The sequence below is a fragment of the Streptomyces sp. NPDC047061 genome, assembly GCF_040643955.1.
Lineage (GTDB): Bacteria > Actinomycetota > Actinomycetes > Streptomycetales > Streptomycetaceae > Streptomyces.
Genome location: NZ_JBEYVI010000038.1, coordinates 1 through 15,528 on the forward strand (window position 1 = coordinate 1; position 15,528 = coordinate 15,528).

The 15,528-nt window shown below is 70.7% G+C and carries 11 protein-coding genes and 2 pseudogenes; 4 read left to right on the forward strand and 9 right to left on the reverse strand.

Annotation, left to right across the window (positions count from 1 at the left end; all coding sequences use genetic code 11):
* Positions 1-366: 366 nt before the first annotated feature.
* Positions 367-477, forward strand: a pseudogene (locus tag ABZ887_RS38805) (aldehyde dehydrogenase family protein); the annotation flags it as partial.
* A gap of 57 nt (positions 478-534) precedes the next feature.
* On the opposite strand, the pseudogene ABZ887_RS38810 reads toward ABZ887_RS38805, so the two are convergent.
* The 3 genes and pseudogenes from ABZ887_RS38810 to ABZ887_RS38820 all read right to left on the reverse strand — a co-directional run.
* Positions 535-582: pseudogene (locus tag ABZ887_RS38810) on the reverse strand (excalibur calcium-binding domain-containing protein); the annotation flags it as partial.
* A gap of 16 nt (positions 583-598) precedes the next feature.
* Entirely contained in the window at positions 599-1,774 is a 1,176-nt protein-coding gene (locus ABZ887_RS38815) for a cytochrome P450 (protein WP_361300677.1), read from the reverse strand.
* 243 nt (positions 1,775-2,017) lie between these two features.
* Positions 2,018-4,033, reverse strand: coding sequence for a discoidin domain-containing protein (locus tag ABZ887_RS38820; RefSeq protein ID WP_361300923.1), 2,016 nt, complete (start codon positions 4,031-4,033; stop codon positions 2,018-2,020).
* A gap of 315 nt (positions 4,034-4,348) precedes the next feature.
* On the opposite strand from ABZ887_RS38820, the gene ABZ887_RS38825 reads away from it, so the two are divergent.
* Complete coding sequence (locus ABZ887_RS38825) at positions 4,349-4,993, forward strand: dihydrofolate reductase family protein (protein ID WP_361300680.1); 645 nt, start codon at positions 4,349-4,351, stop codon at positions 4,991-4,993.
* A 45-nt stretch (positions 4,994-5,038) separates the two neighbouring features.
* Here the strand turns inward: ABZ887_RS38825 and ABZ887_RS38830 are convergent, their stop codons facing one another.
* Positions 5,039-5,167 (reverse strand): hypothetical protein, encoded by a 129-nt coding sequence (locus tag ABZ887_RS38830; protein WP_361300683.1) that lies wholly within the window; start codon positions 5,165-5,167, stop codon positions 5,039-5,041.
* A 387-nt stretch (positions 5,168-5,554) separates the two neighbouring features.
* On the opposite strand from ABZ887_RS38830, the gene ABZ887_RS38835 reads away from it, so the two are divergent.
* The gene (locus ABZ887_RS38835; protein ID WP_361300686.1) at positions 5,555-6,685 is read left to right on the forward strand and encodes a glycoside hydrolase family 19 protein; all 1,131 of its coding nucleotides are present in this window, start codon (positions 5,555-5,557) and stop codon (positions 6,683-6,685) included.
* Positions 6,686-6,774: 89 nt separating this feature from the next.
* Here the strand turns inward: ABZ887_RS38835 and ABZ887_RS38840 are convergent, their stop codons facing one another.
* Positions 6,775-9,561, reverse strand: a complete 2,787-nt coding sequence (locus ABZ887_RS38840) for a lectin (RefSeq protein ID WP_361300689.1) — start codon at positions 9,559-9,561, stop codon at positions 6,775-6,777.
* Positions 9,562-9,828: 267 nt separating this feature from the next.
* Here ABZ887_RS38840 and ABZ887_RS38845 point away from each other — a divergent pair, with 267 nt between their 5' ends.
* Positions 9,829-11,316, forward strand: coding sequence for an FGGY-family carbohydrate kinase (locus ABZ887_RS38845; protein WP_361300692.1), 1,488 nt, complete (start codon positions 9,829-9,831; stop codon positions 11,314-11,316).
* A 115-nt stretch (positions 11,317-11,431) separates the two neighbouring features.
* Here the strand turns inward: ABZ887_RS38845 and ABZ887_RS38850 are convergent, their stop codons facing one another.
* The 4 genes from ABZ887_RS38850 to ddaH form a co-directional block, all read right to left on the reverse strand.
* The gene (locus tag ABZ887_RS38850) at positions 11,432-12,688 is read right to left on the reverse strand and encodes a DUF3103 family protein (protein WP_361300695.1); all 1,257 of its coding nucleotides are present in this window, start codon (positions 12,686-12,688) and stop codon (positions 11,432-11,434) included.
* 72 nt (positions 12,689-12,760) lie between these two features.
* Positions 12,761-13,489, reverse strand: coding sequence for a GntR family transcriptional regulator (locus tag ABZ887_RS38855; protein WP_361300698.1), 729 nt, complete (start codon positions 13,487-13,489; stop codon positions 12,761-12,763).
* A gap of 151 nt (positions 13,490-13,640) precedes the next feature.
* A complete protein-coding gene (locus tag ABZ887_RS38860) occupies positions 13,641-14,564 on the reverse strand; it encodes a hypothetical protein (protein ID WP_361300701.1) in 924 nt (307 codons plus the stop codon).
* Positions 14,565-14,690: 126 nt separating this feature from the next.
* Positions 14,691-15,524: a dimethylargininase gene (gene ddaH, locus ABZ887_RS38865; protein WP_361300926.1), complete on the reverse strand. Its 834-nt coding sequence runs from the start codon at positions 15,522-15,524 to the stop codon at positions 14,691-14,693.
* Positions 15,525-15,528: the final 4 nt, after the last annotated feature.

Here is a 15,528-nt window from a genome sequence, read left to right on the forward strand (position 1 = left end):
CACCCCCCACCTGCCCCGCCCCACGACGAGACAGCACGACAAACGCGCCGGCACCCGAGAACGGACACCGACACGAACGCCGGAGAGTGGATGACGACGAGTCTGCGGGCACACCACCACCCCCGACAAGCCCCAACGAACGTGCCCTCCGTCCTACCGCACACCACCCCCGAACAGGCACAATGGACCTGACACCCACTCAAGCCCCCCATGCGCCCTGCCCTGTTCCCGGGCGTCGGCGCCACCGCCACCACCTTCGGCCTCTTCGAGGCGGTGACCACCCCGGCAGGGTCACCGGACGCGCACCGAGTGCGGCACCGCGGCGAGCGGCGGGCTGGTGGACCCGGGGCCGGAGCGGCCGGGCTCGGCTGCGAGGTGCCCTTCGGCGGGATGAAGCGTTCCGGCTTCGGCCGGGAACTCGGCCGACTCGGCATCGAGGAGTTCACCAACAAGAAGCTGATCCGCGCGGTGGCCTGAACTGGTCCGATGGCAGGCCGTTGTCGTGTCCCCCGCCCCCGGGCGGGCTTGGCGCTGTCATTCGCAGGCAACGCCGTCGCCGTCCCGGTCGAGATGCGAGTCGTATCAATGACGTCGGTCGTCAGGCCGGAGCGTCCCAGAGGACGTGGAGGGCGGCCGGCTTGCGGAAGACCAGGCCGTGCGGGGTGGCGGGGCGCTGCGGGTCGAGGCGGAGTCCGGGGAGGCGTTCGAGCAGGCGCTGGAGGGTGATGCGGGTTTCCAGACGGGCCAGGTGGGCGGCGAGGCAGTGGTGCGGGCCGTGGGCGAAGGCCAGTTGAAGGCGGGCTTCCGCGCGCCGGACGTCGAAGCGGTCCGGGTCGGTGAAGACGGCCGGGTCGCGGTTGGCGCCGGTCAGAGAGACGCTGACCAGGTCGCCGCGGCGGATGGCGGCCGGGCCGAGCACGGTGTCGCGGGTGGCGTAGCGGTCCACCACAGCCGCGCCGGGCTCCAGCCGCAGGGACTCCTCCACGGCTCCGTCCAGCAGGCCGGAATCCGCCTGCACCAGGGCGAGTTGGGCGGGGTTCTGCAGCAGGTGGAGCAGGGCGTTGGTGATCATCGCTTCGGTCGTTTCGATGCCGCCGAACATCAGCACCGCCGCGTTGGAGGCCACTTCGGGCACGTCCAGCTGCCCGGCGGCGGAGACGAGGAGCGAGGAGGCGTGCGGGTCGGCGACGGTTGCCTCGACGGCGGCCCGCAGCTGTGCGTAGGCGGCGGGACCCGCCGGGCCCGCCGCCAGGCCCTCGGTGATGTCCGAGACCGACCGTACGATGGCGTCGTACCAGGAGAGCACCGTGTCGGTGGTCGTCCCGACCAGCCCGAGGGCGTCGGTGACGACGGCCACCGCGAGCGGTCCGGCGAAGGCGCGGCGCAGTTCGCCGGCGCCCTCCGGTTCCAGTGCGGTGATGAGGCGGTCGGTCTCCCGTTCTATGAACGCGGCGAAGTTGTCGTGCACCCTTCTGGGCCGGAAGGGGGCCGCGAAGGGCTCGCGGTGGCGGGTGTGCGCGGCACCGTCCAGGGACAGCATGCTCGGTCCGACGACCTGGGCGGTGGTGAAGCGGGGGTCGTCCACGGTGAACGTGGCGGAGTCCCTCATCACGTCCAGCCCGAGGTCACGGCGGGTGACCAGCCAGCCGTTCAGCTCGGGCAGCCACGACACCGGCTCGTGGGCGCGGAGCAGTGCCAGGCGCGGGTGCGGATCCCGGGCGAGTTCGGCGAGCGTGGTCGAGGCTCCGAGGGGGAACGAGTCGGCGGTGCTCATCGCGCTGTCCGGCCGGGAGGAGGGAAACGGTTCACGAGGCATCGTAATCACGGCGCCTCGTCCGCACGTGCACCGGCCCTGGCGCGCGGTACGCCCACGGAGTTGAGCGAGGTGCGTCCCCGGGAGGACACGGGTGCGCCGCGGGACGGACGACCTGTGGATCAAGCGGGACGGCCTGACCGGGGTCGGCGGCGGAGGCCGCAATGGCCGGGCCTCGGTGGTGGTGGTCGGGCCGGTCTCGCCTCAGGCGCTGTGGACCCCGACCTCGTACAGCGAGTACCCCCAGTCGGTGCCGCGGTCGAGGCCGTGGATCCGGACGTAGCGGGCCGGGGTGCCGGTGAACCGGGCCGTGTCCAGGCCGCCGTCGCCGCTTGTGGTGGACCAGGCGGTCTGCCAGGTGGTGCCCTCGGTGGAGAGTTCGATGCGGTACGACTTGCCGTACGCGCGTTCCCAGTCCAGCGTCACCCGGGAGACGAGGTGGGTGGAGCCCAGGTCGACCTGCCACCACTGGTCGTCGCTCCAGTCGCTGGCCCAGCGGGTGGAGTCGTCGCCGTCCACGGCGCGGCCCGGCTGGTAGCTGGTGAACGGGTTCGACTCGGACGAACTGGCCGTGGCCGGCTGCCCCTTGGCGAGGTTGGCGGAGGCCTGGTGCTGTTCGGTGGCTCCCCAGGTGTCGAGGTAGGACTCGGCGCCCCGGAACAGGTCGTTCACCACGTCCTGGCCGCCGACCTGCCGGATGTCCTCGATCCAGTCGGGGATCATGCCGGCGTGGGCCGCGCCGTCGGTGTTGATGTCGAAGGTGCGCTCGCCGGAGGTCTGCTTGTCGATGAGGGAGCCGCCGTCGACGCTCTTGAAGGGGTAGGTCACCTTGTTCGCCGCGTCCGCGCCGCGCGGGGCGGGGTGGTCGCCGATGCCGTTGAAGTCGGTGCCGTAGCCGTAGCCCACGTCGTACTTGTCGCGCAGCGCCTTGGTCCGGGCGGCTTCCGCGACGAAGCCCTCGGAGCCGTGCATGTACTGGGCGACGAAGCCGCCGAGGGCGTAGACCCGCTCGGTCCAGTTCAGGTCCATCCAGCTGTGCGAGGAGATCACGCCGGGGTAGGACGCCGACTCCAGGATGTCGAGGGCCTGACCGACGGCCTTGACGCCCATGTGGTCGATCTCCAGCATCATCTTGCGCTTCATCATGCCGCGCACGGCGTACTCGCCGAGGTCGGTGAGACCGCGCTTGTTGCACTGTGCGTCCGCGTCGTACGAGGGGACGTCCACGCCCGCCGGGAGGTCGGACTCGGCCTCCGAGGAGGCGGTGCCGATGGGGTTGTCGTGCTGCGGGCCGGTGCACTTCTCGGTCTGCCAGAAGGTGCCGGTGGACAGGAACTGGCCGACGTTGATGGCCGTTCCGAGGCCGCCGGAGTCGAAGCGGACGCCGCACAGCGCGTTGTCGAACTTGTGGCAGAGGAACATCGAGCGGACGCCGAGTGCGTAGAGCTCGTCGAGGCCCTTGTCGATGTCCTCCTTGCTGCACTGCGGGATGTCGAGGATCTGCTTGCAGCCGAAGGGTTCGGAGGTCTCGACCCCGAGGACGACGGCGAGTTTGCCCTCCTCGATGACCTGCCGGGCCTGAGCGCTGTCGGTGACGACGCGGAACCAGCCCTTGCCGGTGCCGCCGTACATCTTGTCGATGTAGGCCTGGAGCGCGTAGGTCATCTTCGCCTGCAGCCGGATCGAGGTCATCTCGTCACAACTGCGGTCCTTGAAGGGGTAGACGGAGCAGATCATGCCGTTGGTGACGAGGTCGTTGACGAGCACGCGCTGGCCGCCGCGCCAGGCCCGCTCCACCCAGGCGTAGTAGTCGGCCTGGTGCGTCATCGAGTCGTACGCGGGCCAGTTCTCGAAGGTCGGCCAGCCGACCGGGTCGTGCTTGCCGTCACCGCCGTGGGTGATGTAGTCGAAGAGCGCGAGGGAGCCGTCGGGGTAGTGCTCGGGGCAGTCCTTGAGGGCGTCGGCGACTCCGGCCTCGGAGAAGACCTTGCCGCAGATCAGCCGGCCCCCGAAGGCCTCGTTGCCGAACAGGTGGTTGTGCGCGTCGACGAACCCCTGTACCTCGCCTGCGGAGTTGGTGCCGGTGAACGGCTCGCCGGTGACGTCGATCTGGACGTCCGGGGCGGGTCGTGCGGTCGGGTCCCACCAGTTGTTGCCGGCCGCGGCACTCGGGGTGGGTCCGAAGGCCATGGTCAGTACCAGGAGCAGCAGCGACAGCATGGTGACGTGCTTGCGTCCGCGGTACGAACGTGCGGTCGGCGTCACGGTCCACGTCCCTCGGTCGACGGGAGGGCGCGATTGACGAAACCATGGGCTTGTCATGAACCGCGCAATACCTGGGACGAGGATCATGCCCCGCGCCGACGGAGTCAAGTGCCCGGGACGCCTGACCTGACATGCTGCCGACGGGCGCGCTGCGCGACACGCCCTGGAAGAGAGTCGTGCGCCGTTGTCGATCCGGCCACCTTCTGTTCGACGTCATGATGTGGGGCGCTCGGCCGCACGACGACGCGACAGGGTTCGGTGAGGATGCAGGTGGATCAATTGCTGAGAGTCATGAACTTCAATGTCTCGCGTGACGGAATCGCTGCCGGTGAGCATCAAAGCCTGGAGAAGCCGTTCGGCCTCGACCATGCGGACCGGCTGTTCGCCTGGGCCGGAGCCACGGCAAGCTGGCCCATGCGCACGGATCCCGGAGGGAGCCGGGGCCTGGACGACTACTTCACGCGGGACTTCGCACGCAACATCGGTGCGGAGATCATGGGCCGCAACAAGTTCGGGCCCCTGCGCGGGCCCTGGCAGGACCATGAGTGGCGCGGCTGGTGGGGCGAGGAGCCCCCGTTCCGCACGCCGGTGTTCGTCATGACCCACCACGAGCGTCCCTCGTTCACGCTCTCCGACACCACGTTCCACTTCGTCGACGGCGCCCCGGCCACGATTCTCGAACGGGCCCGGGACGCGGCGCGAGGCAAGGACGTCCGGCTAGGCGGCGGGGTCACCACCGTCCGGCAGTTCCTCGACGCCGACCTCGTGGACACCCTGCATGTGGCGGTGGCGCCGGTGACGCTCGGGGCCGGACTGCGCCTCTGGGACTCCCCCGACGAGCTGCTCGACCGGTTCCACCTGGAGGTGGTGCCCAGCGCGAGCGGCGTGACGCACCACTTGTTCTGGCGAAGGTGACACCGCGAGGACGACCAGGCTGCCGTCGACCGGGGCGATGAGCCGTTACGGCCTCACGCGGTCGGCCTGCGGGTCGTGGTCACCGGCCTGCGCGGCGAACTCGCTGTTGATGTGCACCACGTCGTAGTCGGCGCCGTGCTTCAGGCCCGGGCTGACCAGGATGTGGTCCAGCATCTGCCGGGCCGTCCGACACCGCCCGGGCGGCGGCGAACACGGCCGCGAGAGTCTCGGCGGGAGGGCGCCCCTGCAGCGACGAAGAGCTCGATCACCTCCTCCGTGAGACGGCCGAGCTCAGCCTGATCAGCAGCCGTACGCCGTCCTGGCCGGTCTGCTCCACGTACTGCGTGCGCGGGTCCTCACCACGCGCCAGCCGGCAGCCCTCGATGCGCCGCCACCGGCGCCGGACGATCAGCCGTGGGGACTCGGCCCGTATCTGTCATGTTCACATCTTGACGGACTTGGTATAGACCTTTTACCTTCCCGGTGTCAGGTCGCCCTGATGTGCGTCCTGTCGGTGTCCGCCGCACCCGCATGCCACCTCGGAAAGGCTGCCCACCCCCCATGGCTGATCGTTCTTCCCTCCTCACCACCGCGTTACGCGGCAGTCCTGTCATAGCCCTGCTGGCCCTGCTGGTCAGCCCGTTGGCCACGGCGCCGGCGGCCGCGGTGACCGGTACGGTCACGGGCCTCGCCGGCAAGTGTCTCGACGTCGCCGGCGCCGGCACGGCCGACGGCACCCCGGTGCAGCTCTACGACTGCAACGGCACCGGCGCCCAGCAGTGGACCCCGGGCGCCGACAGCACCCTGCGCGCCCTGGGCAAATGCCTTGACGTCACTGCCAACTCCACCGCCGACGGCGCCAAGGTCCAGCTGTGGACCTGCACCGGCGCCGCCAACCAGCAATGGACCGTCACCGCCGCCCACGACATCGTCAACCCCGCGGCCGACAAGTGCCTGGACGTGACCGACCGTTCCTCGGCGAACGGTGCACGGATCCAGATCTGGACCTGCACCGGCGCCGCCAACCAGAAGTGGAACGCCCCGGCCAACGGAGGCGGAGGCGGCAACCCGTCCGGGTTCGTGGTCACCGAGGCGCAGTTCAACCAGATGTTCCCGAGCCGGAATTCCTTCTACACCTACCAGGGCCTCACCGCCGCACTCAGCGCCTACCCGGCCTTCGCCAACACCGGCAGCGACACCGTCAAGAAGCAGGAGGCCGCCGCCTTCCTCGCCAACGTCAGCCACGAGACCGGCGGACTGGTGTACGTCGTCGAGCAGAACACCGCCAACTACCCGACGTACTGCGACTGGAGCCAGTCCTACGGCTGCCCGGCCGGCCAGGCCGCCTACTACGGGCGCGGCCCCATCCAGCTCAGCTGGAACTTCAACTACAAGGCGGCCGGTGACGCGCTCGGCATCGACCTGCTCAACAACCCCTGGCTCGTGCAGAACGACTCGGCCGTCGCCTGGAAGACCGGCCTGTGGTACTGGAACACCCAGAGCGGCCCCGGCACCATGACCCCCCACAACGCCATGGTCAACGGCGCCGGATTCGGCCAGACCATCCGCTCCATCAACGGCTCCCTGGAGTGCGACGGCCGCAACCCGGCCCAGGTCCAGAGCCGCGTCGACGCCTACCAGCGCTTCACCTCCATCCTGGGCGTCACCCCCGGTGCCAACCTGTACTGCTGACCTCCCCCGTGTGTTCGTGGAGCCGGCCGGGCGGGCAGATGCCCGGCCGGCTCCGGGGCGTCAGGGCGGTTCGCTTCCCCGCCGACGGGTCAGCTCGGCAGTTTCCAGTTCTGGGCCGCCGTGCCGTTGCAGGTGTACAGCTGAAGCTGCGTGCCGTTCGTGGTGGAGGAGTTGGGGTCGTCGAGGCACAGGTTCGACTCGGGGTTGACCAGGGACCCGTTGGCGCCGGTCGTCCACTGCTGTGCGCCGGTGCCGTTGCAGGTCCACAGCTGGATCAGGGTGCCGTTGGTGGTCCCGCTGTGGTCGGCGTCCAGGCACTTGCCGAGGGCCCGGACGGTTCCGTCGCCGGCGACGATCCAGTCCTGGGCGTAGGTGCCGTTGCAGCCCCAGATCTGGACGTGGGTGCCGTCGGCGGTGCCGGAGGACGCGTCGTCCACGCAGAGGGTCGAGGCCACCGACGAGGTGAGCGGACCGATGCGCGGCGAGGCCGGGGCCGTGGTGTCGCCCGCGTAGGAGGGAGGTGCCGCGCCGGCCGCGGTCGCCCACGAGGTGTTGGCGCTGGTGCCCAGGGTGAAGTCGAGCGTGCCGCCGGACGTGATCGCCGTGGTGGGGGCGTAGGCGTTGTTCCACGCCGTGCCGTTCCACGCCGCGGACTGGACGTAGGGGGCGTTGTCGGCCGCGCCGTTGCCGTTGACCGTCAGCGTCCCGCCCGAGGGAAGGGTGATCACGGCCTGGGTGAACAGCGGTGAGCCGAGGGCGAGGTCGGCGGTGCCGGGTGTCTCGGGGAACATGCCGAGCGCCGACCACACGTACCAGGCGCTCATCGCACCGAGGTCGTCGTTGCCGTCGGCCAGGCCGCCCGGGGTGTTCGACCAGATCTGGTCCTGGATCGCCCGTACCGTGCCCTGTGTCTTGTAGGGCTGCCCGGTGTAGTCGTACTCCCACGGGAGTTCGATGCTCAGCTCGTTGCCGACCCAGGCGTAGCCGTTGGCGCCGGTGTAGCTGCGCAGCACGGTGTCCAGGTAGTGGTTCATCGCGGTGTTGCCGCCCTTGGCGTGCGCCAGGCCGCCGATGTCGAAGGGGACCATTCCGGTGTAGATCCAGGAGTCGGCCTCGACCATGTCGGTGCCGCTGGTGGGGTCGAAGCCGCCGGTCCAGGAGCCCCCGGCGTTGCGGGGTTCCACGAATCCGGAGGCGGGGTTGAGGACGTTGCGCCAGTCCTGGGCGCGGTTGGCGTAGGTCTTCTGGTCGGCGGTGTCGCCGAGTGCTCCGGCCATCGCGGAGATCGCGAAGTCGGCGGTGTCGTACTCCAGGGTGGTGGCCACCGGGCCGTAGAAGTTGCAGCAGCCGTAGCTGCCGTCGTGCGGCATGTATCCCGGCGAGTTCAGGTAGGCGAGGCCGGGCCGGTCGTTGTTGGTGGTGCTCGCCTGCTTGACCATGTCGGCGAGGGCGGTGGTGGTGTCGAAGCTGCGGGCACCGAAGGCGTAGTAGTCGGCGATGATGGCGTCCGCCGGGTCACCGACCATGACGTACGACTCGCCGTTGTTCTCCGACCACTTGGGGAAGACGCCCGTCTGCGCGTAGTCGTCGACCATCGACTGCGCGGTGTCCGAGGCGACCTGGGGGGCGATGAGCGCTTCGAGCTGGGCCTGTGAGCGGTAGATGTCCCAGCCCGAGTAGTTCGCGTACACCGCGCTGTGGCCCGCGTCCACGATGTGCGTCCTGCCGTCGAAGCCGTAGTACTGGCCGTTGGCGTCGCTGATCACGTTCGGGTGCAGCAGCGAGTGGTAGAGCGCGGTGTAGAAACTCTGTTGCTGCGCGGCCGTCCCGCCGGCGATCTGGACCTTGCCGAGCGTGCTGTTCCACGCGTTCTGTGCGGCGGTGCGGGTCGCGTTGAAGTCCCACCCGGTGTTCTCCGCGGTCCGGTTGGCGACCGCGTTCGCGATCGACACGTAGGAGACGCCGACCTTGGCCTGCACGACCGGGTTGCTCGTGGTGTTGAAGGTGACGTAGCCGTTCGAGGCGGCGGCGTCGGGGGAGACGCTGTCCTTGGTGGTCTGCGTCGACTTCGGGCGCGTGGTGCTGGGAGTCTTGCCGTGCAGCACCGGCTGGTTGGGCTTCTCGGCGGCGTTCTTCGACACTGTGGCCGGCGCGGTGGGAGTGGCGGTCGACGCCTTGGCGAGCGAGCTGCCCTGTGTGGTGAACGGTTGGTCGAAAACCATGTCGAAGTACACGGTGTACGTGTTTCCCGCGCCGCAGAAGTGGCCGCTGGTGACCTGTCCGCTCACCTCTGTGCTCGACACCTTGGTGAACTGGGTCGAGCTGGCACCGTTCTGACTGCCCGTCAATTTGAAGATCAGGTTGGCCTGGCTGGTGGACGGGAAGGTGAAGCGGGCCATGCCGCTGCGTGTCGTGGTGGTCAGTTCGGTGGTCACCTGGTTGTCGAGCGCGACCTTGTACGACCCGGCGGACGCCGACTCGTTGGCGTGCGAGAACGTGCCCGTGGCGCCGGTGTTCACGGCTCCCACCGTGGGCAGCACCGGTATGTCACCGGCCGCGCCGCAACCGGGTCCGGCGATGTGGGTCAGGCTGAAGCCGGTGATCGACGAGTCGTTGTACTCGTAGCCCCCGCCGTCGGGGCGCGACGGCGTGTCCGGGCTCCACTGCACCATGCCGAACGGGACGTCGGCACCCGGGAAGTCGTCTGCCTGGTTCGACGTTCCGATGAACGGATTGACGAGCGTCGCCGGCGAGGTGACGAGCGCGGCCTTCCCGGCCGCCCACGCGGGCGTGCACAGCCCGGCCGCGGCCAGCGCCGCGGCGGCGAGGAGACCGACCGCCATGGTTCCGGGAGGTCTCGACAGTCGTGTGATCACGGGGTTTGCTCCTCTACTCGGAAGTGGAGGTCCGACAACGTTGTCTTCGCGTCGAGAACGCGGCCCCGGGTGATACGGCGCGCCGAGATGTCTTGATCACCCAAGACTGACAACGTTGTCCAACCGTGGAGATGAGGTGCCTGGGATGCGAACGCTTCGATGGGACCCTGGGGCCATGGGCGCCCAGGGAGCAGAGCGGGAACTGTTCGTGAAGCTAGCCACAAGGCAGGAACATGTCAACGACTGCAGCGGACGGGGAGGCAGGACATGATCGACGTCGTCTTCGGGGTTGACGTCGGCACCTCCAGTACCAAGGGCGTGGTGGTCGACACCGCCGGCCGGATCCTGGGCGAGGCCGTACGCCGTCACGTGGTCGACCGGCCCCGGCCGGGGCACGTCGAGATGGACGCGCACGTGTGGTGGGACGAGTTCGTCTCGCTCGCGGCCGAGCTGCTCGACCGCGACGACATCACCGTCCGGGCCGTCGGAGTCAGCGGCATGGGCCCGTGCACCCTCCTGGTCGACGACGCGGGAGAGCCGGTGCGTCCGGCGGTGCTGTACGGCGTGGACACCCGCGCCGAGGAGCAGATCGCGCGGCTGAACGGGGAGTTGGGGCCGGACACGATCTTCCGCAGGTGCGGGTCGGCGCTGTCGTCCCAGGCCGTCGGGCCGAAACTCGCCTGGATCCGCGAGCGGGAGCCCGAGGCGTGGACCCGCGCCCGCCGCCTCCTCATGCCCGCGTCGTGGCTCGCCCACCGGCTGACCGGCGCCTATGTGCTGGACCTGCATTCCGCCAGCCAGTGCACCCCGCTGTTCGACATCCACGAGCAGCGCTGGATCCCCGAATGGGCCGAGCGCATCGCGCCCGGCATCGAACTCCCCCCGCTGCGCTGGCCGGGCGAGGAGGCCGGCCGGGTGAGCACACCGGTTCCGGGCATCCCGGCCGGGACACCGGTCGTGGTGGGGACGATCGACGCCTGGAGCGAGGCCATCAGCGTCGGCGGCCACGGCGTCGGCGACCTGATGCTGATGTACGGCACCACGATGTTCCTGGTGAACACCGTCGACCGGCTCGTCACCAGCCCGTCGATGTGGTCCACGGTCGGCGCCCTGCCCGGCACCCGTTGCCTGGCCGGCGGCATGGCCACCTCCGGAGCCGTCACCGACTGGCTGGGGCATCTCTTCGGCGACGTCTCCCCCGGCGTGCTGTTCGACGAGGCGGCCGCCTCGCCCCCGGGTGCGAACGGCCTGGTGATGCTGCCGTACTTCGCCGGGGAGCGCACACCCGTCATGGACCCCGACGCCCGGGGCGTGGTCGCGGGACTGACGCTGGGTCACACCCGGGGCGACCTGATGCGGGCGGCGCTGGAGGCGACCGCCTACGGAGTCCGGCACAACGTCGAGACGATGCTCGCGGCCGGTGCCGACATCCGGCGGGTCGTCGCGGTCGGCGGCGGCACCCGCGGCGGACTGTGGCCGCAGATCGTCAGCGATGTCACCGGTCTCGAACAGATCGTCGCCCGCACGACCATCGGTGCCAGCTACGGTGCCGCCTTCCTCGCCGCCGGGCTGATCGGCCGGCCGGAGATCACGGCCTGGAATCCGGCGGAATCGGTGGTCCGGCCCGACCCCGCCACCGCGGGTGTCCACGACCGCAGGTTCAGCCAGTACCGGGCACTGTACGAGAGCACCACCGCGGTGACCCACGCTCTGGCCCGCGACCAGAGCACCGGCGGTGACGAAGGTACTCCGTGACGTCGCCTGCACCCTGCGCGCCGTCCGAGCGTGCGCTCGGACGGCCGCGTCCCCGGCGCGGACCGGCCCGTTCGCCGACGTGCGGCGGCGGCCGGTCCGCTCTCGCGTGCGGGGTCTAGAACTCCTCGACGAAGTAGGGCTCGACGGTCATCCAGCCGTTGCCGGAGGCGCCGTTCAGCCGGCCCGTGGAGTTCTGGGCGAGGGTGTACCAGGACTCCACGTAGTCGGGGTCGTCGGTGAACCAGCTGTCGGGGATCGCGCTCAGGACCGCGTTCACCAACGGGATGTACGTGCCCTGGTCGGTCACGGTGAGCAGCGCCGTGGTGATCGCCTGGGCGAGCGCACGGTAGTTGGTGCCGTCGTCGTCCTCCATCATGACGACGTCGGCCAGGTTGTACTTGTAGTTCGACCAGTTGACCAGGATCTGGTTCGGGTAGTAGACGGTGCCGTCGTAGTCCAGGTAGGGCATGTCCACCGAGTCGACGCGTGCCGTGCCGTCCTGGCCGAAGCCGGTCACGAGCGAGAACATCTCGGCGGCGCCCTTGAACCAGGGTTCCTGGTCGTCGTTCACCTCGACGGCCGTGACCTTGGTCGCCCACCAGCCTGCCGTGCTCGCGGCGGCGGCGCTGTTCGGCGCTTTCGCCGGGAGGGAGGTCAGGCCCTTGTCGGCGAAGGCCTTCTGCAGCACCTTCAGGCCGGCCCGGTGGGCCTTGGTGACGTCGATGTCGAGGATGTACAGCGGGCGGTCGGGAACGCGCGCGGTGTCGACGGCGTGGGCGTTGCCCCGGCTGTCGTATGCCGTGAGGCTCTTGGCGTCGTCGGCGGCCGCGGCGACGGCGATCCAGGGAGTCGCGCCGGCGTCCAGGCGCGAGCGCATGGACGGCGCGCCCAGCCGGACGCGCAGCAGCGACCCCGTCGACGCGGGCAGGCCCTTCAGACCTGCGATGCGGCGGTCCGCGGCGGAGACGGAGGCGAACAGGTTCCTGCCCGCCGGAGGGGTGGTGCTGCTGCCCGCCAGCGCTTGGAGGTCCACGTCCTCGGTGCCGAGCGCGGCCGTACGGACCTGTTCGCGCCACCGCGGGTCGCGCAGCGAGGCGGACAGCGCCCGCGCGATCTCCTGCTCGGTCGACGCCACCGGAGACTTCCGGAACGGCGTGGCCTGGTCTCCCGCGTCCCGCACCGGTGCGGCGATCGCCGGCTGGACGGTGCCGCCGATGACGGCGGACAGCATGACGCCGATGAGGACGCCGCGTCTCCTGCTTGATCTGCTCACCATGCTCCTCGTGTTGTCGGTCGCCGCCGCGCCCACGGTGAACGGGCGGCCGTCATAGGGGTGGTGGGCCCGGACCGGGGCCGATGTTGTCCTGTGCATGACATGACAGGAAACGTGGAACGAACACGCGTCCACGCTTGATCGGAGACTCGCAGGGGCCGGGAAACCCGGCTACCGGGGGCTGTCGGTGGTCGGTCGCCCGTCAGGACCGCTCAGCGAACCGAGCATGATCTTCTCCGTGTCGGCCAGATACGCCGCCGCCGCGCGCCGCGCCTCCTCGGCGTCCCGGTCGACCACGGCCCGTACCACCGGCGCGAGCCGGTCCGTCGCCCGCGCCGCGTCCTCGAACGGCGCCCGCAGCGCGGCCCGTACCGGAAGGTACGCGTTGAACAGCGTGTTCGTGAGGAGGAGATAGACCCGGTTCCCGGTGGCCCGCGCCAGTTCGCGGTGCACTTCCACGTCGGCGAGCTGGACGGCGTCGGCGTCCGGGCCGTCGGCGACCTGGTGCAGCAGGTGCTCCAGCCGCCGGGCCTGCCGCTGCGTGCGCCGGTCGGCCGCGCGGCCGGCGATCAGGGTGCCGATGTGCCGCCGCACCTCGAAGACCTCCCGCAGCCACGTGGGATCCTGGGCGGCCAGCATCGGGAGCAGGTCGGCGCCGCCGATCCGCAGGTAGTCCAGGATGCGCGTGCCGATGCCGTGCCGGGTGCTCAGCAGTCCCGCCTGCTCCAACCGGGTCAGCGCGTGCTTCAGGGTCGTACGGGTGACCCCGTACCCGGCGGCCAGCTCCCGCTCGGGGGGCAGCAGGGTTCCGGGGCGGTGCGTGCCGCTCAGGATGTCGTCACGCAACCGTGCTTCCAGCAGGTCGACCACGGTTGTGCGCGGAATGCTCTCGACGGCCACGGAGGATCTCCCAGGCTTCGGTCGGTGGTTCGGCGGCTCACTGGCCCATTGGCTCAGCCACCGGACCAGTGAAGCAGCCCCCGACCACGCCGTCAATTGCCTGATCGCGCACGGTAGTTGTGCGCGGTCCCCGACCGGAGAGTTCCCTTCGTCATCGAGGCCCGTCTAGCAGCACGACGTGGACCAGATACGGGAGTACCTCGTTGACGCCGGGGTCCTGGTCCAGCAGTACCGCGACCGGGGTGAGGCCCTGGGCGCGCAGGGCGTCGAGCGGCCGGGACCAGTGCACGGGGTGGGACGGTCCGGCTCCGGGCGGCGGGAGTTCCTGGTCCGGGCCGATCGCCGGCAGGGTCCGAGGGCCGGGGTCGGCGGCGGTCAGGGCCCGCAGCGCGCGTGCGGTGGCGCGGCGGACCGCCTCGGCGCGGGTGGCGCCGGTGGCGACGACCGTGTCCGGGCGGGGGCCCACCCGGATCGCGCAGCCGGGCAGGGAGAGCAGGCCGGACAGGTCGTGCGCGACGGGTTCGCCCGCCGCGTAGAGCCGCCGTGCCGCACCTGTGGCGCTCTTGGCGCAGTCGCCGGGGGAACAGTGGCCGTCGCACAGGCCCGCGAGGCACAGGCGCGGCACGCGGGTACCGGGCTCGGCGAGGCGCCGGGCCAGCAGGGCCTCGCAGTGCGCGGTCATGCCGGTTTCCAGGGCGCTCACCCAGGTGAGGCCCGCCGCCACTCCCACCGGGGGGTGCCCCGGTGGGTCGGCCGTGACGGCCGGCCGCCCGGCGGGGACCCGGCGCAGGACGCCGGTGTCCAGGTCCAGCCCCCACGCCGCGGACCGGGGGGCGACCGCGCCGAGGCGGGACCGGCCGGCCAGGTGTCCCGCCAGCGCGGCCAGCAGTGTGTTCAGGTCCTCCTCGTCGCCACCGGTCCGGGCCGCCCGGTCCCCGGTGGCGGCGGACGACAGCAGGGCCGCCGCCCGGTCGGCCAGTTCCCCGGCATCCACCGCCGGCCCGGCCTCCCGGGACACGAAGGCCGCCCGGGCCTCCTCCTCGGTCGGAGGGTGGGTGAACTCCTCGCTCGTCATGCCTGGTCGTTCCTCTCCGGGCTCCCCCGTCGGAGACCCTCGTCGGTCGATGAAACCGGGAGGCGATCTACAGCGGATGGACGCTCGATCCCGCCATCTGTCCGGTACCTGGGTGTCCGCCGCATGTCAGTCGAGTGCGGGACGGTCGCGGAGTTCGAGGGTGCAGCACTTCACGCTGCCGCCGCCCTTGAGCAGTTCGGACAGGTCGAGGCCGACGGGTTCGAAGCCGCGGTCGCGCAGGCGCCGTGCCACCCCGGCGGCCGACTCGGGCAGGACGACGTGGCGGCCGTCGCTGACCGCGTTGAGGCCGAAGTGCTCGGCGTCGGCCTCGTCGACGAGGATCGCGTCGGGGTACAGGTTCCGCAGGACGGCCAGGCTGTGCGGGGCGAAGGCGCCCGGGTAGTACATGATCTCGTCGTGGCCGAGGACGGTCAGGGCCGTGTCGAGGTGGTAGAAGCGCGGGTCGACCAGCTCCAGGCCGACGACCGGGCGGCCGAGGAACTCCGCGGCCTCGGCGTGGCTCTCGGGGGTGCTGCGGAAGCCCGTGCCGGCGAGCAGCCGGTCGCCGGCGAGCAGGAAGTCGCCCTCGCCCTCGTTGACATGGACCGGGTCGTGCACCCGGTAGCCGCGCTCGCGGAACCACTCCAGGTAGGCGGGTCCCTCGGCCGCCCGCTCGGCGTCGCGGAACCTGGCCCCGAGGACCCTGCCGTCCACCACCGTGGCGCCGTTCGCCGCGTACACCATGTCGGGACAGCCGGGCAGCGGGTCGATGAACTCGACGTGGTGCCCGAGTTCGCGGTGCAGGGCGACGAGCTGTTCCCACTGGGTGACGGCGAGTTCCGTGTCCACCGGTTTGGCGGGGTCCATCCAGGGGTTGATCGAGTACGTGACCTCGAAGTGGGTCGGGCGGCACATCAGGTAGTGCCGGGGGCGGGCGGAACGCTGGGTGCGGAGTTCCATGGCG